This is a genomic window from Streptomyces sp. NPDC046805, from assembly GCF_040645355.1.
Lineage (GTDB): Bacteria > Actinomycetota > Actinomycetes > Streptomycetales > Streptomycetaceae > Streptomyces.
This window is the reverse complement of sequence record NZ_JBEYYC010000026.1, coordinates 91307-115908: the sequence shown is the minus strand read 5'-3', so window position 1 is coordinate 115908 and position 24602 is coordinate 91307. Positions and strand designations below refer to the sequence as shown.

The window sequence follows — 24602 nt, the reverse complement described above, 5'->3', positions numbered from 1 at the left end:
CGCCGAGGGTGACGACCACGCCGTCGGGCTGTGGCCATCACTCCCTACGGGCGTACGCGGATGACTGTCTTCCCCTTGCGTCGCGTGGTCGGGTTAAGGGCACCAACGGCATCATCCAGGCTCGCGATGTCACCGATGTTTGTCCGCAGCCGTCCGTCCCGCACCCGCTGCACGATCTCCCCCAGTTCGCCACGATCGGCCTCGACAACGAAGTCCACCGCCAGGCCGTCAGCGGGTCGCGCCTCGACCGGGCCGACGACCGACACCAGCGTTCCTCCCGCCTTGATCAGGGCAGCGGACTGCTTCTGAACGTCGCCACCGATGACATCGAAGACCAGATCGACGCCGCCGACGTCCTTCAGCGCGTCCTTCTCGAGGTCGACGAACTCATGCGCGCCGAAGTCGAGTGCCTTCTCACGGTCGGCGGCGCGTCCGGTGCCGATGACGTAAGCGCCGGCCTCACGCGCGAGCTGGGTCACCATCGTCCCGACCGCCCCGGCCGCGCCATGGGCGAGGACGGTCTGCCCGGACTGAAGGCGGCCGTGCTGGAACAGTCCCTGCCACGCGGTCAGACCTGAGATGGGCAGGGACGCGCCTACCGTGAAGTCGACGTCGCCGGGCAGCGGTGCGAGGTTGCGTGCTTCGATCGCCACGTACTCCGCCAGGGTGCCGTCGCGGTGCCAGTCGGCGAGGCCGAACACCCGCTGCCCGACCGACAGCCCCGTCGTGCCGTAGCCGAAGGCGGTGACCACTCCGGCCAGCTCGTGGCCGGGGATCGACGGCGTCTTGTCACGGCCGGCGCGATCGGTCCAGGTCGACGGCCACTCCATCTCAGTCGGGACGAAGCCCGATGCATGAATCTGAACGATGACGTCGTTGATCGCTGCGGCCGGCTCAGGCCGCTCCGTCAGCGTCATCCCGGCCGTTCCCGCGGCCGGGTCGGTTACCACAATGGCCTTCATTGAGATGGCCCTCTTCCTCGTATGCGTGGTGGGTTTGGTTTCCGGGCGGGTGTTCAGACAAAGGTGAACAGCTGGTCGGCGTCGAATCGCGAGACCGGGTTGGCGTACTGCTTCTCGGGGTCGGGGTAGCCGAGGGCCAGCAGCACCGTCGTACTGTGTCCGCTCTCGCGGATCTTGAACGCCTTGTCGACGCTGGTCGGGTCGAACCCCTCCAGCGGCGTGGCCTCGACGCCGAGCTCAGCCGCCGCCATCATGGTCAGGCCCACCGCCAGATAGGTCTGCTTCTCCATCCAGTGGTTCAGGTCCTTGTATCCATAGTTGCGCAGGTTGAGGAAGTCCCGGGTCATCGATTCCCACAGCTCCTGCTTCGGCAGGTCAGGGAACCGGCCGTCGGCCCTCTCCTTCGTGAAGACCGCCTCGATGTGGCTGTCAGGCACATCTGCCCGGGTGGTGAGGATGATGGTGTGCGACGCGTTGAGGATCTTCTCGCCGTTGTCCTGGAACCGTTCGCCCAGGTTGGCCGCCAACCGCTCCTTTCCTTCGTCCGTGGCAAGGACGTAGAAGTGGTTGGGCTGTATGTTCACCGACGAGGGCGTCGACCGCAGGAATCTCAGCAGCTGCTGAAGTGTTTCCTCCGGGATGGTCTTGCTGGGGTCGAAATACCTGGTGAGGTGCTTGTTCATGAGCTTGTCGAGATTCATGTCAATCTGCTTTCTTGCTGCGATCGGTAGGTGCGGAGCGACGGTTCGCCAGGGGTGGGCTAGTTCTTGCCGCGGGCCAGCAGTTCGCTCACGCGCTCGAAGCTGATTCCTGTCGTTGCGGAGGCGAGGTCACCCGTGACGAGAGCCTTGGTGGCCTGTTCGAGAGCCCCCATCGCGTGGGTGTAGAGCGCCGGACCCACGCTGATGCGCTTGACCCCGGCCTTCTGTAGTTCAGCTACGGTCAGCACCTTGTCCGCCGGCGAGATGAGGACGTTGACCGGCGTCGGCGCGACGGCGGTGACGATCGCGGTCAGGGCATCGAGGTCGGGTGGGAAAGGGGCGTAGAGCACATCCGCGCCGACCTCGGCGAAGGCCGTCAGACGCCGGATGGTGTCGTCGAGATCGGGCCGCCCCTGGATGAAGTTGTCGCTGCGGCCGGTGACGACGATGCGCCCCTTGGCCGCGCTGACGGCACTGCGCATACGGTCGACCGCATCGTCGAAGTCGCGGATCGGCTGACCGGGATGGCCCGAGGTGTCTTCGATCCCGATACCGGCCAGGCCAGACTCCACCGCGGCTTCCACGGTCGCAGCGACGTCTTCAGGCGTGTCGCCGTAACCGTCTTCGAAGTCTCCGTTGACGGGCAGCCCGGTGAGTCGGCCGAGCAGCCGCGCATGCTCGAGGTGCTCGCCACGGGTGACTTCGTGACGCCCGTCGGACCGGCCGAGCGTGGCAGCGAGCGCCGCTGACGATGTCGCGATCGCCTCGAAGCCGGCATCGGCCAGCATCAGCGCCGAGAGGCCGTCCCATGCATTCGGCATGACAAGGCCACCGTCGCGGGTGTGCAGCGCCATGAATCGCTCATAGAGTTCGGATCCCGGCATGTCGAACCTTTCCTGAATGATCTTTGAGTCGGTGAGGGGTTTGCCGGCTGGGTGCGCGGGCCGCGTCGAGGGTTCCGGCGATCAACCGGTGGGTGGGGTGTTGTCGGCGCCGGCGTGGAACTTCTTGAAGTCGGCCCAGCCCCAACAGACGAGATGCCGCGCGCGGAGCCCGTCGACGATGTCCCTGGACTCGACGAGGCGGGTCTGTTCGCCCATCGGTGTCTGGCGCGGGTACTCCCAGGTCAACTGATGCCCGGCGGCGAGGTAGGTCCCGGTACGCCACCCAGTTCTCGAAGACTCCTTCGCGGCGACGGGCGGCGAGGAAGGCACGGATCGACTCGCGGCCCTGGACCACGGCAGAACCCATGTCTCCCGACGAAAGCACGGCGGTGGGTGTTTCGATGACGCCGCCTGCCGCGCAGATGTCGGCGATCTTGTCCGCGCCCTGGGCCAGCACGACTTCGTGCCAGGAGCGGAACACACGCTCGGTCGCGCTCTCGCGTGCCGCGCGGGACACCGTCGGCTCCGAGTACGAGCTCACGGGCTCACTGGGCCACGGTCGTATCGACCGAGCCGACGGCGGGGATGTCGATGTCGGTCTGATTGACGTTGTTGATGAAGTTGGTGAGCAGGAATTGCACTGCCAACGTGACGATCGCCAGGATCTCCGCGTCGGTGTACCCGGCGCCTCGGACACCCGCGAGCTCGGCGTCGCTGACCTGCCCGCGGCTGTCGACCACTCGTTGGGCGAAGCGAGCGGCCGCGGCGCGTTTGGGGTCGACCGAGCTCCCGGCGCGGCCGAGCTCGATGTCGTCGCCCGACATGCCGCCGAATTCGGTCGCGACGTAGGTGTGGATCGCCAGGCAGTAACTGCAGCCGTTGGCTTGCGACACGGCCAGCGCGATGCTGTGCCGGGTCTTCGCATCCAGAACCCGGCTCATGGTGCCTTGCAGGGTCGTGACGACCTCGAGAACGGTCGGGTTCGACGCGATGGTCTTGAACATGTCCGGGACGAAGCCGAGCTGCGCACCCACGTTGTCGAGTATCCGCTGCGCGCCGGCAGGTACATCCTCTGGAGCGGGAGCGTTCAGTCGTGACACAGCGAATCGACCTCCGGTCGAAGTGTGAGTAGTCGTCGAGCTCAAGTCGGGCTCGTAGTGCTTCGGAGCTCCGCCGCAAGCCTTACCTGCGCTGGCCGCAACCTGGCCGGTGGCGTCGATTGCGCCGGGTGCCTGGTGACCTGCATTGCGAGGGGTGACTTCGTCGGCGCCGAGTTCCGGATCTCGTCGCCACCCCGGACGCCGCACAAGAGGGACTATACAGACCAGAAACTGCCATGCAAACCCTCCCCTGGGCAGACCCAGTCCGCCGCGCTGGACACAAGCGGGTGAATGTTGCACCGGATCAGTAAATCTGCAGCTCAGAGCCGCATCAAGGCTACGTCGTGAGTCATTCGGCCGACCAAACCGAGCGACCTCAAGCCGTCTCGAGCCAGGCCAGTTCGAGCACGATGATTGATTGTGAATGGACGATTTGGTCCAATCTTAGGGTGAGGCTGGGCTGAAACGAACGCAAGATCTCTCGGATCTGCCTGCGCCTCCACCTCGCGTCCGTCTACGAGGGGGTTTTCGCTGATATGGCCGCCGCAACACAGTTCATCGACGCCAGAGTGTCGCGCCACATCGGCACCTACTCCGATGCGGTCGCGATCCCGGCCGGCGCCACGCAGGTCGCCCGCGCACGGCCGTCGCCCGCGCACGGCCGTCGCCCGCGCTCGTTGGACCGGTCGGCGGGGACGCCGTGCGCCGTTTCAGCGCGTTGGGCACCGACCCGGTCGCGGTGTGGGAGCCACGTCCTGTCCGGCACCCCGGGATTGCGGCCGGACGGAACGCGGCCGGAAGATTTCGCCGAGGAGGCCCGGCAAGCCTCGGACAACGTGTGCCAGACGCTGCGGTGCGCGGGGGCCGAACTGAACGACATCGTTCAGGTCCGGTCCCGGCTCACAGACCTCGACGACATCGACGCTTACGTGAAGCTTCGCAAGGACGTCATCTCTCACCGACCGGCCTATATGTTCGTAGTGGTGCCACAACTGATCCGGCCCAGTCTCTGCCTGGAGATCGAGTTCGCCGCGGTTGTGGCGCACTCCGCGGCCGAGCAGCACGAGTGAGCAACATGCCCGAGGGGGCACCATGTCCGGAACCAGCGGTACACGCCGAACGCCGCGCGGCCTGGAGACCCGTTCGCGGATCGTTGATTCGGCAGCCAAACTGTTCTATGTCAAGGGCGTCAACGCCACCACCCTCGATGACGTCCGGCTGGCCAGCAGCACCAGTAAGTCCCAGTTGTACAACCACTTCGAGGACAAACTCGCGCTGATCCACGCCGTGATCGACGTGCAGTCAAAGTTAGTCCTCGCCCGCGAGGAACAGCGCCTGCGCGGCGTGAAGACCCTCACCGGTCTGCGCCGCTGGCGTGACACCCTGGTACAGGCCAACTCACTGCAGGACGGCCCGTACGGGCGCGTGCTGGGCGCGATGTCGATTGAGCTGTCCGACAACGATGAGCAGTCCCGCCAAGCGCTCAACGCATCATTCGATGCCTGGCGGCGGATGCTCGTCGAAACGCTGACCCGGCTCCGCGTTCTCGGCGTACTCGCCGAGGACGCGGACGCACAACGCTTGGGTGCTGGTCTGCTGGCTGCGCTGCAGGGTGGTTACGTGCTCGCACAGAACGCTCGCAGCTCCGAGCCGATGGCCGTCGCGCTGGACATGACCCTGGACCACATCGAATCCTTCGCTCGCAGCTGAGCCCACGTTCGCAGCTCCACGAGCGCGTTCGTTCCACGACCTACTTCTCAGGCGGCCGCTGCCTCTTGAGGCCAGTTCGGCATGCCTTCTCGACCCAAGAACACGGCGGACCATGCACACCGACTTCGGCACCTGCTATCAGGCGGTCACAGACAAGGACCGACGCTACGACGGCCAGTTCGTCACCTCGGTTCACACCACTGGCATCTATTGCCGGCCTTCCTGCCCGGCCCGGCTGCCACATGCCGAGAACGTGTCCTTCTGAACCGCCCCGCCCCCCAAAAAACGACACCGCGGGCACCAAGCAGTTCACGCGGGGACAGCGCAATCAGCACCTGGAGGGGCACCTCGACGGCCGCTCGGCCGTGTCGCGCGCTCTGTCCTGGAGCTTGTCGCCGCTGATGGGCATGACGAAGGTCAGGCGCGGCGGCCGTAGGTATGCGGATCCACGGGCTGCTCGGACTTGGGAAGGCCGCCGACCACGAGACGGTAAGAGTCGATCACGAGCTCCTTCACCAGCTTCTCGTCGATGGTGCCCTCGCCTTCCACCGTGATCCAGTGCCTCTTGTTCATGTGATAGCCGGGGGTAATGTCTGCGTGCTGCTCACGCAGGGCCGCGGCGTCGTCCGGATCAGCTTTCAGGATCACGACGGGGCGCCCCGGCATGTCGGTCATGAGCATGAAGACCTTGCCGCGCACCTTGTAGAGCGCCCAGTCAGGGCCGAAACGATGCTCCAGGTCGGCGCCGGGCAGTTCCACAGTGCAGTCGCCCGCGATCTTCTGCAGCTCCTGTCCATCCAAGGTGATCAACTCCTCTATCGATCCGAGTGCCCTGACCGCCCGGCCAAGGCCCGCTGACGGTGTCGGCTACGTATACGCCATCGGCTTCCACGGCCAGAACAGCTACGTGAAGATCGGCTCCACGACATCACCGGGAACCCGTCCCGGCGTTCGGTCGGGTTGAAGGCGCCGACGGCATCGGCGGGGGTCGGGGCGCTGCCGATGCTCGTCCGCGCCGACCATCTCCGGACTCGCTGGACGACTCGAAGCACGTTTGAAAGACGGACGGCTACGTCCAGTCGTGCTCGAGCGCGGCGATCTGCCTCTCGTCGTCCGGCCCACCCGCGGGACCGTGCTGGTGGTCTGGCCCAGCTACGGGTTCGTGCTGTGGGTGGGCGCCCGAGCCCGGATGAACCTTGTCGATGAGATCGAGGTATTGCGGGTGGCGGGCAATGAACTCACCCACAACCGGGCAGATGATGGTGATCTTCTTTCCGCTCTCGCGGATCTCGTTCAGCACGCGAGCGATGAGCTCCGTGGCTACCCGATTGCGGCGGTAGGCGGGGTCGACCCAGGTCGTCAACAGTACGACGCGGCCGCCGACGTACCGGTACGGGAGTTCTGCGATCGCTTCGGGGCCGAGGGACGCGATCCAGCGACCGCGCTCCGCGTCGTTGACGATATCGAGCTCCCAGGCGGACTCGGCCCCACGGAGACCGGGCTCGTCCAGAGCAGCGATGAGGGCCGCGTTGTTCTGTTCACGAGAGGCCGCCTCGGCCTCGATGTTGGTCGTCACTGTCGAACACTTTCTGTCGGCGGAGCCCAGCGGGTTGATTCAGGACTGGTGCGACCCTGTGGTCGCCCCCGGGTGCTCTGGGTCGATGAGGTCCGCATACTCGGGGCTGTGGTCGATGAAGGTGCGCACGATCGGACACATGATGGTGACCGTCTTTCCTTGCGTGCGCACGTCGTCGAGGACGCGTCGGATCAGCTCGGTGGCGATGCCCTGTCTGCGGTACTCGGGGAACACTGAGGTGCCCAGCAGCACGAGTCGGTCGTCGCCGGCGACGTTGTAGGGCAGGCCGGCGATCTCGGTGTCGCCGACGATGGCCTCGTAGATGCCGGTTTTCTCGTCGTTGACGACGTAGAAGTCGAACCCAGGGGCGTGAGAATCATCGATCACCTCGTCGATGAGGACGGCCTGGTCCTGACTGAGGGTGCCTTTCCCGTCGGGGTATCGGGCCTCGTCGGGGTGCTCGATGGCATAGCGGGTCTGTTCGGTTGGCTCGGTCATGGGGGTGTTCCTTCGTTGCTTGCTGGTCCGGGGGTACACCGTGTGCTTACGGGCGAACGCGGATGATCGTCTTCCCCTTGACCCGCTCGGTCGGATTGAAGGCGGCAACGGCCTCGTCGAGGTCCGCGACCTGGGCGATGTTCGTCTGCAACCGACCATCCCGGACCCGCTGGACGACCTCACCCAACTGCGTGCGATCGGCCTCGACGACGAAATCGACCGCCAGGCCTTCCGTCGGCTGCACCTCGGGCGGGCCGGCGATCGTCACGAGCATCCCTCCGGCTCGGACCAGGCCTGCTGACTGCTTGCCGATGTCACCGCCGATCACGTCGAAGACCAGATCGACTCCGCCGATGTCTTCCAGAGCCTCGTTGTCGAGGTCGACGAATTCCTTCGCGCCGAAGTCGAGTGCGGTCTGCCGGTCGGCAGCGCGTCCGGTGCCGATGACGTAGGCACCGGACTCACGGGCGAGCTGCGTCACCATCGAGCCGACGCCACCGGCCGCGCCATGCACGAGGACGCTCTGCCCCGCCTCGAAGCGGCCGTGCACGAACAGCCCCTGCCACGCGGTCAGACCCGAGATCGGCAGGCTCGCGCCCACGGTGAAGTCGACATCCCCCGGCAGCGGCGCGAGGTTACGCGCTTCGACGGCCACGTACTCCGCCAGGGTGCCGTCGCGGGTCCACTCCGCGAGCCCGAACACCCGCTGTCCCACCGACAGGCCCCTCGTGCCATAGCCAAGCGCGCTGACCACCCCTGCAACCTCGTGCCCAGGGATCGACGGCCTCCGGTCACGGCCGAGCCGATCGGTCCAGGTCCCGGGCCACGTCAGCTCACCGGGGGTGAATCCCGACGCGTGAACCTCAACGAGAACGTCGTTCCCCGCAGGCTCCGGCTGCGGACGCTCTTCCAGCATCATCCCGGCCGTTCCCGCGGCCTGGTCCGTCACCGCAATCGCCTTCATGCGACACCTCCCTCTATCCAGTCTTTGCCTGCGCGGCATGCACGGTCCGATCGCAACTGGACGATCACGTCCACATTAGTACGGAGTCATATCGCCCGGCAGACCGGACCGGCGGGCTCGATCACCGTTAGAGCCTTGGCCGACCACAGCCCCGATGCATCTGCGCGCGACGCCGGCCCCGCCCCGTCCATGACGGGAAAGGCCTGTGCAGGCTTGGGTTTCTTGCTTCTCATTCGTGTCCTGCAACCGCTGCTCGCTGTAGCGTGCTCCACCCTGTGGTCCGATGGGTGCGCCGCTGCTTGGGGCGAATGAACAGGACGATCAGGTCCACATTAGGATGGCAGAGCACCGTTCGACAAGCATCAGCGGATGATCCCGTGTTGCGGCGCTGGTCGGCAGGGTTCGACAGTGCGACCGGCGCGAAGCCCTGGGTCTGACGTCGTCAGCGTTGCACCTGCCCGCGCCTCGACTCACCACCCGATTGGAGCCTGTCGTGTCTAGGGCTGAGGGACCTGCGGTAAGCCACGGCGACCGCATCAAGGCAGCCGACATCGCGGAAGCGGTGACGAGAGCACCATTCACCTACACCGACGGGGCGACACAGGTGTTCACTCACGACGGGCACACCACCTACGTCGAGAATTGGAGCCAATCGTCCCTCGATGGCGCGGTCATCATCGTGGCCGAAGTCGAGGCAACGTGCAGGCCCTCGTCCACTCGCCGGTTACGCTCCGGCGGAAGGTGAGAGTCTCGGCGAGCTGCGGGACAGATTCCAGGACTCGGACCTGGACGAAGCCCCGGGTCTACACGCGCCCTTTCGCGCGAGGGCGCCGAGGACGGCACCGATGTCTCGGTCGGCGTCGCCCGGTTCCCGGCGATCTTCGCCGTCGACGTCGCGCGTGACCTCGACGAGATGCTCGCCGCGTCCCAGCGCCCGCCGGCAGCCCAGGCATTTGCCGAGGCCGCACCCACAGCGGCGTGGAAGACCAAGCCCGCCCGGGGTCTGGTCGCCGCGTCGGATCACACCATCGACCCCGATGTCGCGTGCTTCGGTTACCAGCGTGCTGGGACGCCCACGATCGAGGTCGACTCCTCGCACCTGGTCATACTCGCCCACCCCAAGCGCGCGGCCCACCGCCGTCAAGCCGTGGCTGACCGAGCCCCCCACCCGCCACGTACAGCCCGCCGTACCGGCTGGGCTGCCACTTTCCGGCCGAACAGGAGCCAGACATGTCCAGCCAACCCCCACTGCACCAGAAGAGACGGCTGATCCAGGAGTTCGGAACAGTCAAGCAGTTCCCGATCGCGCTGTCCTACGACGCCCGTCTGTACTCCTGCCAGCGCCTCAACCAGCTGCTGGTAGACACCCAGTTCCTGTACGCGCTCTACAAGAAGCATCACCGGCTCATGCGCGACGCCATGTACTACCCCCTCCATCTGCTGCTGGACGAGCACGCCGAGCAGCAACGCGCCCTGATCGACGACATCGCCGAGCGAGTGCATTACCTGGGCGGCGTCGCCGTGGGCGACCCCCGGCACGCCGCCGAGCTCACGTCCATCCCGCGCCCCCCGGACGGCGTCGAAGAGATACCCGCGATGCTGTCCCGTCTCCTGGAGGCCCACGAGATCATCCTCACCGACGCCCATGACGCGGCCGCCCGCACTGCCGAACTCGGGGACGACTGCGGCCAGAACCTGCTCTTCTCCCAGCTGATCCGTACCGGCGAGCGCCAGGTCTGGTCCCTGTCGGAGCACTTGGTCGTGACCCCGCTCGTGCAGAGCTGAGCGGCAGGGCAGAGCCATGAAGCCGCTCCGTACCCCGATGCCCTGCCCGGCGACGCCGAGGCCTACCGCAAGTACGCACCCAGCGGTACCTACCAGGGCTTCGCCGGATGCCTCGCCAACGGTGTCCCGGTCGCCCAAGCCAGGTCGCCGGCCTCAAGCCAGCGGCCCTTCGCGGTGAGCGCCGGCTCGCAGCCCTCGGGCACCCGCGCTTGGAAGTCGCTGCCGTCCTGGGCGGTCGTCGGCACCCAGGACCACGTGATCCCCGCGCCCGAGCAGCTCTTCATCACACGGCGGGCACGGTCCCACATCGCCAAGGCCCCCGAGGGCCACCTATCCCTCATCACGCGTGCCGACAGCGTCGCCGACGCGATCATCGCGGCCTCCCAGGCCGCCCACTGAGGCCCGGGAGGCCCCGTGTCCACACACCACATGCTCCAGGGCGATGGCTCCGCCGCGGAATCCGGAACGACGGAACTCGAACTGAACGGCCACATCGTCATGAGCGATGACATCTGTGTCAGGCTCCCGCTGCGGTTCATCTACCGCATGAGCGACCCGTATGTCGTGACCCTCGAATTCCCCAGCGAGTCCCCCGATCGCCCCCCTGTCGTCTGGGAGCTCTCCCGCGAGCTGCTGTGGGAAGGCATTCAGCGCCCGGCTGGCCCAGGCAACGTCCGGATCTGGCCACCCCGCTCCCGCCTTGGCGGCGGACAACTGAGCATCCTGCTCAAGGGGGCCGGAGATTCGGCGCTGCTGGAGATTCCGTTCCCGACGATGAGCACCTGGCTCGTCTCGGAGAGTCTCACGCTCGTTCCCCTGGGTACCGAGAGTCGTCTGATCGACTGGGACGCCGTACTGCAACGACTGCGCAGCGGCTGGTGAATCCACACCGCCAAGGAAGGCCCACCGTACTCTCCCGCATTCCGCCGGTCGTCGACTCGACTCCGGCATGCGCGCAGGCGCTCAAGACCGTCACGGCTCTGGCCCGACTGACGAGGAGCGCCGTCCACATGGCGCACCTCGTACCCAGTGTGGCCGTGAGTGGCGCGATCCTTCCCCGCGATGCGGACCACGACGGCCGGGAGGCACGCGTCGAATCCCTGAAGACACTGCTCGACTCCGGAATCAAGGCTGACGGGGAGGTGCCCCGTACTGCAACGCACAGCTGCGGGCGGCCCGACGCGCCGAAGAGCGTCTGGCCCAGGAGTGCGCGTCCTCGTCAACGTCTAGAAGATCACTGAAAATCTTGGTGCAGGGCGCCTGGCTGTCGGCCGGCCGCCCTGACTTATGTGGTGGCCGGGGTGAGTGCCCAAGTGTCGCCTGTGCGGGAAAGTCCGAGGCTGATGAGGCGGCGGGGGTTGAGGGCTGCGGCGCGGTGGTGGAGCCAGGTGTCGTTCTTGATCACGCCTCGACAGGGCACTCTGCGACTGCCGTGGGCAACGTCAGGCGATGGCCCGCTCGACCGGGGCGCCATCGGCGGTACTCGTCCTGCCAGTCGGGGTAGGTGGCGGCCCGGCGCGCGGCGGTCAGCAGGGCATGTTGGGGATGGACGGTGAGGGTCCGTCCGGTCTTGGAGGTGGTGCAACGCTCGCGCAGTGGGCAGGTGCGGCACAGCGCCTTGAACCGGGCCTGACAGTTGCCGCCCGTCTGGGAGCGGCCCAGGGCGACGGTATGGCCGACCGGGCAGGTGGCCGTGGCGACGGTGATGTCGACGGTGAAATCGTCGATGGTGAACTCGCCGGGAATGGTCCGTCGCAGCGGGGCGGTTTGATCACGAGCGTGTGGCTGTCGGTCTGCAGACGCTTCCGCAGGTCGCCGATGCCATAGGCGCCATCGCCGAGGATGGTTGACTCCCGCTCCTCATCGGCCAGAGGGTCTGCGGCGACGGCGACCTCACCGATTGCCTGCCCCGCTGCCACCGGTGAGCGCAACAGCGGTGAACAGCCCGGTCTCGGGCTCGAGGCACACATGCCGCTTGAAGCCCTCCTGGTGGCTGGTGCGGTTCTTGTGGATGTGCCGGGCGTCGGGATCAGCAGTGGACACCACCCCCTCCTTCGCGGTGCGTTTCGCGATCCGCCACTGTCCGTCACGGCCATCGGAGTCGTCGGCCGGCTCCACGTCCTGGCCCGCGACCAGGGCCAGCAGCCCCGCCGCGCTGAACTCGATCCCTGCCGCCCGGCCCGACGGCGCCCCGATCTACGGGAGCCTGGACAACCTGTCCGCCAACAGGCCACCGACATCCGCCGCTTCGGCAAGAAAGCACAAGATCGATCTGTGCTTCATCCTGACCTATGCCTCGTGGGTGAACCCGATCGAGGCCTACTGCGGACGACTGCGACAGCTCACCAACGCCAACGCCAACTCCAACTATGCGAACCACACCGTGCAGACCCGGCTCCACACGCCTACCTGCGCCGGCGCGACACCAACGCCCACCACCGCGACGTCCTGCCCGCGGAACGCGAGGAACGTGCCGCATCCGCGGCGGGAAGGGCATCTACTGGGGCGGGCGCCCCCCTCAATGCGGCGAACTGATGCGACCTCAGCCTTGGTCGTGGGTGTGGAGGGGCTTGCCGGCCAGGGCCAGGTAGGCCTCGCCCAGGGCCTCGTTCTGCGTCGGGTATGCGTGGATGAGCTGGGCTACCTCGGACGGCAGTGCCCCCCAGTTGTAGACCAGCTGGGCCTCGCCAACCTGCTCGCCCATGCGGTCGCCGACCATGTGGACGCCGACCACGGCACCGTCCTTGACCTGGACGAGCTTGACCTCGCCCGAGGCCTTGAGGATCACGCTCTTGCCGTTGCCCGCCAGGCTGTACTTGAGGGCGACGACCTTCTCCGCGCCGTAGATCTCCTTGGCCTTGGCCTCGGTCAGACCCACGGAGGCGACCTCCGGGTGGCAGTACGTCACCCGCGGGACACCGTCGTAGTCGATCGGGACGGCCTTCAGGCCGGCCAGCCGCTCCGCCACCAGGACGCCCTCGGCGAAGCCGACGTGCGCGAGCTGGAGGGTCGGGACCAGGTCGCCGATAGCCGAGATGGTCGGGACGTTCGTCCGCATGTACTCGTCGACCAGGACGTAGCCCCGGTGGTCCATAGCGACACCCTGCTCCTCGTAGCCGAGACCCTGGGAGACCGGACCGCGGCCGACGGCGACGAGGAGGACCTCGGCCTCGAACTCCTTGCCGTCGGCGAGGGTGACCTTGACACCGTCCTGCGTGTACTCGGCCTTCTCGAAGAACGTGCCGAGATTGAACTCGATGCCGCGCTTGCGGAACGCGCCCTCGAGAAGCTTGGAGGAGTTCTCGTCCTCGACCGGGACGAGGTGCTTGAGGCCCTCGATGACCGTGACGTCCGAGCCGAAGGACTTCCACGCGGAGGCGAACTCGACGCCGATGACACCGCCGCCCAGGACGATCGCGGACTTCGGCACGCGGTCCAGGACGAGGGCGTGGTCGGAGGAGATGATGCGGTCGCCGTCGATCACCAGGCCCGGCAGCGACTTCGGCACGGAGCCGGTCGCCAGCAGCACGTGACGACCCTGGATCCGTCGGCCGTTCACGTCGACGGAGGTCGGGGAGGACAGTCGGCCCTCACCCTCGATGTAAGTGATGTCTCGTGCCTTGACCAGGCCCGTCAGCCCCTTGCACAGACTGTCGACCGTCTCGTCCTTGTAGCGCTGCACCGCGGGCATGTCGATGCTTTCAAACGTGGCCATCACGCCGACGAGCCGTGCGTCGCGGGCCCGGTCGGCGATCTCGGCAGCGTGCAGCAGGGCCTTGGTGGGGATACAGCCGTTGTGCAGACAGGTGCCGCCCAGCTTGTGCCTCTCGATCATCGCGGTGCGCAGTCCCAGCTGCGCCCCGCGCAGAGCGGCGGCGTATCCACCGCTGCCGCCGCCCAGGACAACGAGGTCGAAGTCCTCGGAAACGTCGGTCATGCTGTTCCTTCCGGTCGTCGTCTTGGTTCTTGGACAGCAGGTCGCAGCCGTCGTTCGGAGGTCGCCTCGGCGAAGCGGACGAGTCGCTGCCGCATGTTCGGGTACGGCGTTCGCCGCCAGCCGGATCGGGCTGTCGCGGTTGCCGGCGGTGACCCGGACGGCGGCATCGACGGCGACGCAGCAGGGCGGAGCACCCGTGCTCACGCACCGGACTCCGAGCTAGGTGAGCCCGCCGACGTTCCGTGCCGTTGGGGATGAACCCACGCGAGCTCTCCTCCGTCCTGTCCGTCCTGTGGCCTTGGGGAATAGTGGCACCCGCCGTTTCATGAAAGACCCGCTGGCATCGACTCTGCGTCTACTCCGCATCGTGGTCCGCCAGATGTTCCGGCTCCGGGGACGGGTGGGATGCGGCAGCGGGTCGTGATCCGACGCTGCTGCCCTGTCAGGACTGTCTACGCCGGGTAGATGCCGAGGGCGCACCCGTCGCGCGCCCTTCAGGTATTCAGGAGTACTGGAAACCACACGCGGGAAGGCCTGGGCCGGCGAACTTGCGCGCAGGGGGAGGTTCGCGGGCGAGCCGATCGCGTGGGACCGCCCCTGCCCGAACCTGAGAGCGCGGCCGTCCGTGCCGCACGGAGCACGCACCGGGCGATGCCGGCCCCCTCGCTCCGCCACGACACGCATGGAGCAGCTATGCACCTCCGCGATGCTGCGGCCTACAGCCAGCTGGCCGCCGCGGACCCCGTCCTTGCGCAGCCGATCGAGCGGGTCGGCCGGTCCAACCCGTTCACCTGGAAAGGGACCGTCGGCGCAATGGGGCCCGGGGTGCGGGAGGAGAGACGATGAGGCAGCGGTCGGACGCTGCTGGGAGAGGCGTTGGAGTGGAGCAGGAGCGGAGCATCCGCTGGGAAAGGACAGTCGTCGAAGGGCGCGGCCCGCGGAAGCGCGCCCGCCTGGGCGCGGGGCGGCCCACGCCCGACCGACTGCCGCCGGCCCCTGAGCCGTCCGACGGCGGGCCAGTCCGATGAGCCTGCCTCCCAGCCCCGTCGAGCTCTGGGGCCGGACGGAACGCGGACAGAGCGCCCGCTCGCCGCTGTATGCCTTCCTCCACACCGAGACGGGCAGCGCCGTCGTCCTCCTGGCGGCTACTCTCACCGCACTGATATGGGCGAACACGGCGCCGTCGGGCTACACCTCGTTCTGGAGCACGCGGATCTCGGTGCAGGCCGCCTCCCACATCGCGTCGCTTTCGCTCCGCGATCTGGTCAACAGCGGCCTCATGGCACTGTTCTTCTTCGTGGTCGGGCTGGAGGCCCGGCGCGAGTTCGACATGGGCGAGCTGCGGGAGCGCAGGCGTCTCACCCTGCCCCTCGCCGCCGGCGTCAGCGGCATGCTCACCCCCATCGGCGTCTATCTGGCATTCAACGCCGGTCACCCGTCGGTGCACGGGTGGGGGGCGGCAATGTCGACGGACACCGCCTTTGCCCTGGGCATGTTGGCCACCCTCGGCCGGCGCATGCCAGCCGGGCTGCGGGTCTTCATCCTGACGATCGCGGTCACCGACGACCTCCTCGCGCTGGCCGTCATCGTCGGCGCCTACAGCGGCCGCATCGAGGCGGTACCGCTCCTCACGGCCCTGGCTGTCTTCGCCGTCGTGTTCCTCGTGCGCGTCCTCGGCGTGCGCCGGGCTGCCGTCTACGGGCTCCTCGCCACCGTCGCCTGGGTCGCCCTGGCACAGTCGGGGGTGGACCCCGTCATCATCGGGCTCGCCATGGGCCTGCTCACCTACGCCGCCCCGGCCTCGCGGAGCGACCTTGAGCGTGCGAGCGGGCTGTTCCAGCTCTTCCGTGAGCAGCCGACCTCAGAGTTGGCACGCTCCGCGCGCGAGGGCCTCGCCTCCGCCGTTTCCCCCAACGAGCGAATGCAGCGGCTGTTCCACCCGTGGACGAGTTACGCGATCGTGCCGCTCTTCGCCCTGGCCAACGCCGGGATCCCGGTCGACGCCGACCTCCTTCGCCGGGCCGCCACCTCTCCGGTCACGTTGGGCATCTTCTTCGGATACGTGCTCGGCAAGCCTCTTGGCATCCTGGGCGCGTCTGCGGCGACGGCCTGGCTGAGCCGGGGCCGCCTGCGCCCTTCGGCGGGCTGGGGTGCCGTAGCCGCAGGAGGGACGCTCTCGGGCGTCGGATTCACCGTCTCGCTGCTCATCGCGGCGCGCGCCTTCCATGGCGCTCAGCTCGATTTGGCGAAGGCAGGCGTGCTGGGCGCCGTCGTCGTCTCGTTCACACTCGCATGGGCGGTCAACGGGGCAATCGGGCTCCTCCCGCAGAAGGCACGGCTCAGGGCCCGCATTGGGACGGCGGAGCGCATCGTGGACCTGGCGGTCGACGTCGACCCCGCCCGTGACCACGTGCGGGGGCACTGCCGGGCGACGGTGACGGTGCTCGAGTACGGCGACTACGAATGCACGTATTGCGGCCAGGCCGAGCCCGTCATCCGCGAGTTGCTGGGAGGATACGACGACGTGCGCTACGTCTGGCGTCACCTCCCCCTCGTGGACGTCCACGTGCACGCCCAGATCGCGGCCGAAGCGGCCGAAGCAGCCGCAGCGCAGGGTCGCTACTGGCAGATGCACGATCTGCTCCTTGCCCACCAGGGCTCCCTGCAGCCGGACGACCTGAGCCGCTACGCAGCCCAGATCGGACTGGACGCCGGGCGCTTCGAGCACGACCTGCGCGCCCGGGCGGGGGCAGCGCGCGTGGCCGAGGATGTGGAGTCTGCGGACCTCAGCGGCGTGGCAGGGACGCCCACGTTCTTCGTCAACGGGCTCCGACACCACGGCGCCTATGACATCGCCAGCCTGTCCGCCGCCGTGCGCGACGCCCGTGAGCGGGCCCACGCGGGCGGCCGCCATGCAGGCGTCGATGCGAGGTAGACAGCCCGTCCACACGGGGGTGGTCAGGGCTTGCAGAGAATCAACGTGTTGCTTCCCGCTCCGGGGCTGGTTGACGCGGTATCCGCATCCCGGACGAGGCCCGCAGCCAACTCGCTGTGACGTTCGCGGTGTTGTTCCCGCATCTGGACGAGTGGCAGCGGCGGCCGCTCATGGGGGCCGAGGCCCAGGCGCTGGGGCATGGCGGTATCCGGGCCGTCGCACGGGCGGCTGCGGTGAGTGAGACGACAGTCCGCAAGGGCGCGTTCGAGCTAGAGCCGGAGAGGAGCGCTGGGCTGGCTGCGGCGGCCGGGAGGGGGGCCGCAAACGAGTCGCGGACCTCGATCCGGGGCTGCGGCCCGCGCTGCTGGCATGGGTCGAACCGGACGATCACCGCCCTCGACCCGGCCCAGCAGGTCGGCGGCATGCAACTCGGGCAGCAGCGGCTCATGCAGGCGCAGCCGGCTGCGGCGGGAGGGCGACGAGGAGCGGGTGAGATCGCGAGGTAAGACGGCGCCGTGCATCGACGCGAACCACACGGACGATGACGCAAGAATGGAAAGGCACGGCTCGATGCAAGACGTGGCACCAGTGATCAACCAGGCTCGCCAGGGCAGAACGCTCCGGCTGGCCTTCTCATCTGCGGTGGTCTCCCTGGTGGCCTCGTTCGCCGCGTTGGTCACGCCGATCCCTCTGTTCAACACCTATCGGGCTGAGCATGGGTTCACCAACGCCGATATCGCGCTGGCCGTCGTCGCCAATTCCGTCGGCACTATCGCCGCATTGTTGGTGCTGGGACGACTGTCCAATCATCTGGGCCGGCGGCTCACCGCGATCGCCAGCCTCGGCCTGCTTCTGCTGGGTTGTCTGCTGCTGCTGAACGTGCACGGCATCGGCATTCTGCTGGCCGGTCGGCTCCTGATGGGCGTCGGTACGGGGTTGGCCAGCAGCAGCCTCACCTCCTACATCGTCGACGCCGCGCCCAGCAGGCCGACCTGGTTGGCCTCTGTCGCGTCCAGCCAGGGACCCATGCTCGGCCTCTCCCTCGGCGCTATCGTCTCTGGCGCCCTGGTCCAGTTCGGCCCTTGGCCACGCCACCTCATCTACCTGGTTGCCGTCGGTCTCCTCGTACTGTCCGCCGCACTCATCGTCATCAGCCCGGAGACCGCGAAGCCGACGCCTGGCGCTTGGCGATCACTAATACCCCGGGTCCGCGTACCGGCCCGGGTCAGGCATCTGCTCCCTGTCGCGGCCGCGGTGTTCGTGGCCACCTGGACGACCGGGGCTTTCTACCAGGCCTTCATGCCCGCGCTCGTCGAAGATCAACTCCACACCCACAGCTCGCTCACCCTCGGACTGGTATTCGCCGCCTACATGGCCCCCAGCGTTCTCGGCGCTCCCATCGGCGGCCGGTTCACATCCGCGGCGGCCCAACGCATCGGCATGACCATCTTCCTGGCCGGATGGATCGGCATCATCGCAGCGATCGACGTAGGCACACTGGCGTTGTTCATCGCCGCAACGATCGTCGCAGGCGCCGGTCAAGGCATCGCCATCAGTGCCGCCACCCGCGGCCTGCTCTACGGCAGCACCCTGGCCGACCGGGCACCGATCTTCAGCGCGATCTACCTCCTCTGCTACGTGGGAGCTGCCCTCCTCAGCTTCATCTCCGGGCAACTCTCCAACGCCTTCTCGCTACCGCAGATCGCCCTCGGATACGGCGGACTCGCCCTCGTCGCCACCGTGATCAGTGTCCTCGCTGCACGCAACCCGCATACGGACCCGACCAGCCAACAGGGTGAGTAATCATGACGAACCTCACGGTCAGAGCATTGCCGACGTGCCGCCCCATACGCGCACCCTCGAGGTTCCGCCCGGCCAGGTCCGCACTGGGGCGATGTCGGTCATGGAAGCACTGGCCTCATCGAGTGGCGACGTGGACGTGACGCCATGCCGCCGCGCTTCCTCACCGAGTTCTCGGGAGCCGCTCCGTCGGACTGAGGCCTGGCGTGCGAGAGAGGATCAGCAGCTGCGCCAGGAGTGCTCCAGCCACCAGATCGACGCCGGTACCGAACACCAGGGCCTGTCCGCGCTGAAGATCCAGCTGGACCTCTGCATGGGCCCGCTCCGGCAGGGCCGACACGACTCGACGCCCGCCAGAACCCCGGCTCGGCCCAGGTGCGGCCTGCGGCCCATTACCTGCCCTGACCCGAACCAGCCCGTCTCACCTTCCCTGCTCACCACCCCGGCTCCGGCCGAGAATCGGACGATCCCCGTGTTCCAGCGCATCCTGGTTGCCATCGACGCCAGTTCCAACCGCCACCAGGCCCTCGGCCTGGCCAAGGACATGGCCTCCGTGACGGGAGGGCGTGTGCAGATCCTGCACGTCCTCGCCTCCACCGTCGCCTTCGACACCCTGGTCCGCCTCGAGGACAGCCCCGAGGCGCACGCCATCCTCAACGAGGCCGTCGCGACTTTCCACCGTGCCGGCATCGACGCCGACGGAGAGCTTGTCTCCGGCCTGACGGAGCAGATACCCGACGCCATCTCCACCGCCGCCGAGCAGTTCAAGGCCGACCTCCTCGTCCTCAGCCCCCACCACCGCGGTTGGCTGGCCGCCTTCTTCGACCGGCGCGTCAGCGATGCTGTCGCCCACACCAGCCGGATCGCCGTGCTCCTTGCGCCTGAGGCGCCGACGGACGAGCTGAACTGAACCGGAGCCCGACGTGAACACCCAACCCACTCTTGCCCTCGACAACGGCATCGGCGTTCCCCAACTCGGCTTCGGCGCCTACCCCAGGCACCGATGCGCACTGCGGCAGCTGTCAGCGTTGCCCCGAACAGCGGTCACCGCGACATCGACACCGCCGGAACCCACTGACGTAGGGAATGCCCGCGGTCCATGTCCGCTGCCCCGACGATCCGCGGCCAGACCAGGAATGCCAATCTCCTTGCTGGCAGGCCTGGCCGTGTCGGCTCGAGCCGCTGGCCCGACCTCCGGCGTCGGTATACCGGCCCGTGCATCCTGCGGGTGACCGTCGGCGTGGGCCCAGCATGGCGGCTGTGCCCACGCCGATGGGCACGACTCCCGAGAGAGTTCGGCCCTCCTGAAAGCAGCCAGATGTTCCAGCCACCGGACGAGTCGCTCCACTGGCAGCCCGGCTTCCCCGTCGACGCGAGACGGACGCTGGCCGCTCTGCGCCGCGGCCACCACGATCCCACCCACCGCGTCACGCCCGACCGGGCCCTCTGGCGCACCGCGCTCACCTCCACAGGGCCGGTCACCTATCGCATCCGGCAACAGCGGCTCGACGACCTGTCCATCGACGCCTGGGGCCCCGGGGCCCGGGAGCTGGTGGACGCCATCCCGACCGAACTCGGCGCTGGGGATCACCCCGAGCTGTTCCGGCCCGACCACCCCTTTCTCCAGCGCGCGCTGCGCCGGATGCCCGGCCTGCGCGTGCCATGCACCGGGCGGCTTTTCGAAGCGCTCGTCCCGGCGATCATCGAGCAGCGCGTCGTCGGTCTGGACGCCCAGGCCGCCTTCACCCGCCTCGTGCGGGCATACGGCACCGAACCGCCCGGCCCCGCCCCGCAGGGCATGCGCGTGCCACCGACCCCGAAGGCGTGGTCGTCGGTCCCCAGTTGGGGGTGACGCCAGGCCGGCATCGACTTGCACCGCTCCCGCACCGTGATCCAGGCCGCCCACCACGCCGCTCGCATCGACCGGACCGCGGGTGACCCCGGGCGTGCCTACGCGCTCCTGGCCAAGCTACCGGGCATCGGGCCTTGGACCGCCGCCCAGGTCGGCCACCGCGCCCTCGGCGACGCCGACGCTCTCCCCTTCGGGGACTACCACCTCGGCCGGATGACGGGTGCCGCCCTGCTCGGCCGTCGCTTGGACGACAGCGAGATCGAGGCGCTCTACGAGCCTTTCCGCCCACACCGCTACCGGGTCCTCCGCCTGATCGAACTCACTCCCCGCTCGGCCCCCCGCCGCGCGCCGCGGGCACCTCGTGCACGACCCCTGCACTGAACGTCCGACAGGCCCGAAGAGATCCCGGCTCCGGCAGCTCACCAGCTGATACTCGCCGCGGCCGTCCCACCAACGTGTGTCCGCGCCGCATGCAATGACAGCGCGACGCGACGATGAAGAACGCGCCTTGGTCAACTGCGGGCAGCAGGTCGGAGGCGGATGGTCGTCTCGACATGCCGGAGCACCGCGTCCCTGCTGTAGAGCAGCGGAAACGCCTTACCTCGAGCCCACGGCACGAACAGGTCGGCGTAATGAGGCGAACGTGGGTCGCCCGATTGACCGGGAGAGTTCATGGCCAGGCTGCCGTCCCAGTTGCCGACGTCCACAACCATGCGGAACGTGGAGCCACCCGTCTGCCGGAAGTTCCGGTCGTATGCAGTGAGGCCCACCGTGTCGCCGCTACCCGATCTGGGCAGTGGTCCGACGCGCTTCCACTGGTCGGGAACCCCAGATGTCGGGTCGAGTGCGAGGTTGATGAACGTCGAGTGGTGCAACCGGCCCCACGTCCACGAGCTCCGGTCTTGTCCAAGGAGCTCTTCCAGCTCCTTGGCAGCATCTGTCAGAGAGCCACTCACCACCTTGGTGAGCTCCTTCGCGACCTGGGCATCGTGCCAGTCGATCGCACGAAGCATCCGAAGCTCGGCACGCAGGTCGCCGCCGAACGTCTCGTCACGCAGCAAGACCTTGATCGCACCGTCCAGACGCTCGCCCTCGAAGCCGACTCGACGTAGGTGGGACTCCGCGAGCGCCTTACGGAAGTGCCGGCGGAACCAGACCTCGAATACCGCAGCCTCCTGCGAGTCGACATCCTCGACGCCGTCCCAACGCCGGAGAGCTTCGAACAGGCTTCCTTCGCCCACTTGCGCAATGTCGATGGGAGCGAGCAGGTCGAGCGCCTGGCGTGCGTGCACGTTCAGAGCATCGCTCTGCATGTCGACGCTCTCCGCGACGCCAACCTCGGAGCTCTTGTCCAGCCAATCCGCAAGCCGCTCGTACCGGCCACGACTCGGCCAGTCGTACGTCACCGGGGGTCCGTCCTTCTGGAAGGCCTCGGGAAGGTTCATCTCGTTGGCGCTCGCGAACCAGCCCGACTCCGGATTCCGCACCCGGGGCAGGTCGCCGGCCCGGGCGTAGCCGTCCCATTCGTATCGGCCATCACCGGGCACAGGCAGACTGCCGTCCCAGTTAGGTCGCTTGGGAATCGCTGCGCTTGCCTGCCAGGCGATCTCCCCGTTCGGGGCCGCGACGATCTGGTTGACCGCGGGCGCGCCCCAGTGCTCGAGCGCAGCAAGGAACTCGTCGATGTTCTCGGCGCCGAGGTACGCAAGACTTCCGAGGTACGGCACCATTCCCGGCTCGAGCCACGCGGCGCGGACCGCTACGGAGAACCGTCGCTCCGGATCTGTGTAGATGACCGGACCGTGTCGCGTGAAGGTGAGCCGGACCTCCGCCGGATCCGAGTCGCGGACCCCGATCGACTCTGAAACGACCTTGAACCGTTCCCATCGGTCGCCGTACCTGTAACGCCCCGGATCGGATGGATCGAGCTCGTATACGTAGAGATCCTCCATGTCGGCCGGCCAGATCGTCAGACCGAACGCGACCCTGCCGTTGTGACCAAGCGAAATGCCCGGCAGATTTGGCTCGCCAGCCCCGATTACGCTCAATCCAGGCGCCTCGAGGTGCGCGATATAGCGCAACGAAGGCAGCGTCAGAGCTCGGTGCGGATCGTTCGCAAGAATCGGCCGGCCTGTCTCGGTCTTGGTGGCGGCAACAATCCAGTTGTTGCTGCCGTCCACCGGTCGCTCGGCAGCATTCGGCGTCTCCTGGCCGGGATAGGTGACAGGCGAGAAGGCAAGGCGGTAGAGACTCAGGACCTCGTCCTCGATTTCGGACAATTCAAGCCCGTCCGGGAGTACCAACGGGTCCGCCGGCTCCCGAGGCTGCCGCAACTCCTCGACATCTGGCCCGAAGTCACGCAACGTGCGCGCACGCGCCACCTCGTGCTCAGCGTTGAACAAGACCCCATTGGTGCGCACGAGCAAGACGTCCTCGGCATGCCACAGCTCCGGATAGAACCCGTAGTGCGCGAACTCCGGAGGAAGCGCAGGCTCGTTGGCCAGGACCCACGAAATGTAGGCGTTGACGCCGACAACGAAGTCTGTGATGACCTCACGCGCGCCTTCACCATACGCCACCCACTCAGCATCGATGTCGCCCCGGAAGAGGAACAGCCGGCTGGCGCGGTCCTGTTCGAGATAGGCCGAACCGAGGACTTCCGAGATTCGGCCCTGCCCGCGACGACGCAACATCTCCATCTGGAAGAGACGTTCTCTCGCGGCGTTGAATCCCTGCGCGATAAAGGCATCACTTGCCGTTTCCGCGTAGATGTGCGGCACTCCCCAGGTGTCAATGATGATCTCGACGTCGTTGGCGAGACCACTCAATCGGTAGTCGATAGGCGCTCCTGGCGCGTTCGTCATACCTATCCCCTCTTCGAGAGCCGAACCATGGCGGCGACGCCGACGGCGCCGACGATCACGCCCTGCGCGATGAGCTGCCAGTTCTGGCTGACGTACAGGCTGGAGAAGATACGTCCGTCAGCGTGGCGAGAATGAGCATGCCCACTGCCAACGCGGGTGCGTCCTGACCCCACACGTCCTCCACCAGCGTGCAGCCCCCTGGTCAGCACCGCCCGGGCCGGCGTCGTCGCCGCTGCATCAGCCCGCAGCGCTGAGATGTCCGCTGGCTATCAGCTGAGCTCGCAGTTTCTTACGGGCGTCGAACATCGTCTTGTAGAGCGCGTTACGGTTCGTCTCCAGCTCACTGGCGAGCGTTTCCAGGGGGACCCCGTTGACAACGGCGGTGAAGACCTGCCGCTGGCGGGCGCTCAGTGCTGTCTCGACTGCGCCGCGCGCGGCTTCGACCAGTTCTCGCGTCTGCCAGTGGCTGACGGGGTCGATACCGGAACGGTCGGGCACTTGCGCCCATTCATCCACGTCGAACCGGGTATTTGAAACACGCCAGAAATGGCGGCCCAGCTTGCTGGACACTTCAAATACAACAAAGCGGAACGCCCATGTGGTGAACTTGGCGTCGCCTCGAAATTCCTGGATTTTGTGCGTGATCCTCATCAGTGCGTCGGCGGCCGCCTGGTGGGCGAGATCGTTCAGCTCGGGCCCGGCGATTCGGTAACGAGGACCTCGGCGGAACACTTCGTCCATGGCAAACCGCACCAGCAGTTCGTGCAGCCGCGTGCAGGCCTGCTCGTACTGCGGCCCACGGCCGCCCTCGATCGCGTCCACCCAGGCGGCGGACTCCGGGTCGAGTTGCCCTCGGCCCTCGGCGGGCCCTGCTGCCGGGGCGCCGCCGCTGGCTCCGGCATGTCCATCCGGAGCCGCGCGGCACGTTTTTCCAATATCCGCACAGTGCATGGTTCTCAATCCCCAGATCATCTTGTGCGGACAAGCCAAGCACGAGTCCATCTACAGGACGTCTACGCGAAGTCGCTGCCTTT

The 24602-nt window shown here is 67.4% G+C and carries 24 protein-coding genes and 3 pseudogenes; 13 read left to right on the top strand and 14 right to left on the bottom strand.

Annotation, left to right across the window (positions count from 1 at the left end; genetic code table 11):
- Positions 1-44: 44 nt before the first annotated feature.
- The 5 genes from ABZ910_RS26065 to ABZ910_RS26045 all read right to left on the bottom strand — a co-directional run bounded on the left by ABZ910_RS26065 (position 45) and on the right by ABZ910_RS26045 (position 3581).
- Entirely contained in the window at positions 45-962 is a 918-nt protein-coding gene (locus tag ABZ910_RS26065) for an NADP-dependent oxidoreductase (RefSeq protein WP_361369336.1), read from the bottom strand.
- A 53-nt stretch (positions 963-1015) separates the two neighbouring features.
- Positions 1016-1663, bottom strand: coding sequence for a nitroreductase family protein (locus ABZ910_RS26060; protein ID WP_361369334.1), 648 nt, complete (start codon positions 1661-1663; stop codon positions 1016-1018).
- Positions 1664-1722: 59 nt separating this feature from the next.
- Positions 1723-2517 (bottom strand): isocitrate lyase/phosphoenolpyruvate mutase family protein, encoded by a 795-nt coding sequence (locus ABZ910_RS26055; protein WP_361369333.1) that lies wholly within the window; start codon positions 2515-2517, stop codon positions 1723-1725.
- 111 nt (positions 2518-2628) lie between these two features.
- Positions 2629-2877: a hypothetical protein gene (locus ABZ910_RS26050; protein WP_361369332.1), complete on the bottom strand. Its 249-nt coding sequence runs from the start codon at positions 2875-2877 to the stop codon at positions 2629-2631.
- A gap of 215 nt (positions 2878-3092) precedes the next feature.
- Positions 3093-3581, bottom strand: coding sequence for a carboxymuconolactone decarboxylase family protein (locus tag ABZ910_RS26045; protein ID WP_361369331.1), 489 nt, complete (start codon positions 3579-3581; stop codon positions 3093-3095).
- Between the two features lie 602 nt (positions 3582-4183).
- Between ABZ910_RS26045 and ABZ910_RS26040 the strand changes: the two genes are divergently transcribed.
- The 3 genes and pseudogenes from ABZ910_RS26040 to ABZ910_RS26030 form a co-directional block, all read left to right on the top strand.
- Entirely contained in the window at positions 4184-4717 is a 534-nt protein-coding gene (locus ABZ910_RS26040) for a Rid family hydrolase (RefSeq protein WP_361369329.1), read from the top strand.
- A 22-nt stretch (positions 4718-4739) separates the two neighbouring features.
- Positions 4740-5357 carry a TetR/AcrR family transcriptional regulator gene (locus tag ABZ910_RS26035; protein ID WP_361369327.1) on the top strand — a complete coding sequence of 206 codons (618 nt, stop codon included), beginning with the start codon at positions 4740-4742 and terminating at the stop codon, positions 5355-5357.
- Positions 5358-5469: 112 nt separating this feature from the next.
- Positions 5470-5619 (top strand): annotated as a pseudogene (locus ABZ910_RS26030) (Ada metal-binding domain-containing protein); the annotation flags it as partial.
- A gap of 155 nt (positions 5620-5774) precedes the next feature.
- Here the strand turns inward: ABZ910_RS26030 and ABZ910_RS26025 are convergent.
- From ABZ910_RS26025 to ABZ910_RS26010, 4 genes are all read right to left on the bottom strand, one after another.
- Positions 5775-6158: an MmcQ/YjbR family DNA-binding protein gene (locus ABZ910_RS26025; protein WP_361369325.1), complete on the bottom strand. Its 384-nt coding sequence runs from the start codon at positions 6156-6158 to the stop codon at positions 5775-5777.
- A 268-nt stretch (positions 6159-6426) separates the two neighbouring features.
- The gene (locus ABZ910_RS26020; protein ID WP_361369323.1) at positions 6427-6933 is read right to left on the bottom strand and encodes a GNAT family N-acetyltransferase; all 507 of its coding nucleotides are present in this window, start codon (positions 6931-6933) and stop codon (positions 6427-6429) included.
- 39 nt (positions 6934-6972) lie between these two features.
- Positions 6973-7431, bottom strand: coding sequence for a GNAT family N-acetyltransferase (locus tag ABZ910_RS26015; protein ID WP_361369321.1), 459 nt, complete (start codon positions 7429-7431; stop codon positions 6973-6975).
- Between the two features lie 46 nt (positions 7432-7477).
- Positions 7478-8395: an NADP-dependent oxidoreductase gene (locus ABZ910_RS26010; protein WP_361369319.1), complete on the bottom strand. Its 918-nt coding sequence runs from the start codon at positions 8393-8395 to the stop codon at positions 7478-7480.
- Between the two features lie 1230 nt (positions 8396-9625).
- Between ABZ910_RS26010 and ABZ910_RS26005 the strand changes: the two genes are divergently transcribed.
- The 3 genes from ABZ910_RS26005 to ABZ910_RS25995 all read left to right on the top strand — a co-directional run bounded on the left by ABZ910_RS26005 (position 9626) and on the right by ABZ910_RS25995 (position 11062).
- On the top strand, positions 9626-10180 hold the full coding sequence (locus tag ABZ910_RS26005; RefSeq protein WP_361369317.1) for a DNA starvation/stationary phase protection protein: 555 nt from the start codon (positions 9626-9628) through the stop codon (positions 10178-10180).
- Positions 10181-10354: 174 nt separating this feature from the next.
- Positions 10355-10579 carry a hypothetical protein gene (locus ABZ910_RS26000; RefSeq protein ID WP_361369316.1) on the top strand — a complete coding sequence of 75 codons (225 nt, stop codon included), beginning with the start codon at positions 10355-10357 and terminating at the stop codon, positions 10577-10579.
- A 15-nt stretch (positions 10580-10594) separates the two neighbouring features.
- Positions 10595-11062 carry an SsgA family sporulation/cell division regulator gene (locus tag ABZ910_RS25995; RefSeq protein WP_361369314.1) on the top strand — a complete coding sequence of 156 codons (468 nt, stop codon included), beginning with the start codon at positions 10595-10597 and terminating at the stop codon, positions 11060-11062.
- 519 nt (positions 11063-11581) lie between these two features.
- Here ABZ910_RS25995 and ABZ910_RS25990 read toward each other — a convergent pair.
- On the bottom strand, positions 11582-11842 hold the full coding sequence (locus tag ABZ910_RS25990) for a transposase (protein WP_361369367.1): 261 nt from the start codon (positions 11840-11842) through the stop codon (positions 11582-11584).
- 231 nt (positions 11843-12073) lie between these two features.
- Positions 12074-12223: a hypothetical protein gene (locus tag ABZ910_RS25985; protein WP_361369312.1), complete on the bottom strand. Its 150-nt coding sequence runs from the start codon at positions 12221-12223 to the stop codon at positions 12074-12076.
- Positions 12224-12320: 97 nt separating this feature from the next.
- Here ABZ910_RS25985 and ABZ910_RS25980 point away from each other — a divergent pair.
- Positions 12321-12771, top strand: a pseudogene (locus ABZ910_RS25980) (hypothetical protein); the annotation flags it as partial.
- Here the strand turns inward: ABZ910_RS25980 and lpdA are convergent.
- A complete protein-coding gene (gene lpdA, locus ABZ910_RS25975; protein ID WP_361369310.1) occupies positions 12723-14117 on the bottom strand; it encodes a dihydrolipoyl dehydrogenase in 1395 nt (464 codons plus the stop codon). The pseudogene ABZ910_RS25980 and the gene lpdA overlap by 49 nt on opposite strands.
- Positions 14118-15141: 1024 nt before the next feature.
- Here lpdA and ABZ910_RS25970 point away from each other — a divergent pair.
- The 6 genes and pseudogenes from ABZ910_RS25970 to ABZ910_RS25945 all read left to right on the top strand — a co-directional run bounded on the left by ABZ910_RS25970 (position 15142) and on the right by ABZ910_RS25945 (position 21085).
- Complete coding sequence (locus ABZ910_RS25970; protein WP_361369309.1) at positions 15142-17052, top strand: Na+/H+ antiporter NhaA; 1911 nt, start codon at positions 15142-15144, stop codon at positions 17050-17052.
- An 80-nt stretch (positions 17053-17132) separates the two neighbouring features.
- Positions 17133-17440 (top strand): annotated as a pseudogene (locus ABZ910_RS25965) (ISAzo13 family transposase); the annotation flags it as partial.
- A gap of 182 nt (positions 17441-17622) precedes the next feature.
- Entirely contained in the window at positions 17623-18855 is a 1233-nt protein-coding gene (locus tag ABZ910_RS25960) for an MFS transporter (protein WP_361369307.1), read from the top strand.
- 469 nt (positions 18856-19324) lie between these two features.
- Complete coding sequence (locus tag ABZ910_RS25955) at positions 19325-19762, top strand: universal stress protein (RefSeq protein WP_361369305.1); 438 nt, start codon at positions 19325-19327, stop codon at positions 19760-19762.
- 408 nt (positions 19763-20170) lie between these two features.
- Positions 20171-20704: a hypothetical protein gene (locus ABZ910_RS25950; protein ID WP_361369303.1), complete on the top strand. Its 534-nt coding sequence runs from the start codon at positions 20171-20173 to the stop codon at positions 20702-20704.
- A gap of 18 nt (positions 20705-20722) precedes the next feature.
- The gene (locus ABZ910_RS25945) at positions 20723-21085 is read left to right on the top strand and encodes a hypothetical protein (RefSeq protein WP_361369301.1); all 363 of its coding nucleotides are present in this window, start codon (positions 20723-20725) and stop codon (positions 21083-21085) included.
- Positions 21086-21216: 131 nt separating this feature from the next.
- On the opposite strand, the gene ABZ910_RS25940 is transcribed toward ABZ910_RS25945, so the two are convergent.
- Positions 21217-23568 (bottom strand): penicillin acylase family protein, encoded by a 2352-nt coding sequence (locus tag ABZ910_RS25940; RefSeq protein ID WP_361369299.1) that lies wholly within the window; start codon positions 23566-23568, stop codon positions 21217-21219.
- Positions 23569-23805: 237 nt separating this feature from the next.
- On the bottom strand, positions 23806-24390 hold the full coding sequence (locus tag ABZ910_RS25935; RefSeq protein WP_361369298.1) for a sigma-70 family RNA polymerase sigma factor: 585 nt from the start codon (positions 24388-24390) through the stop codon (positions 23806-23808).
- Positions 24391-24602: the final 212 nt, after the last annotated feature.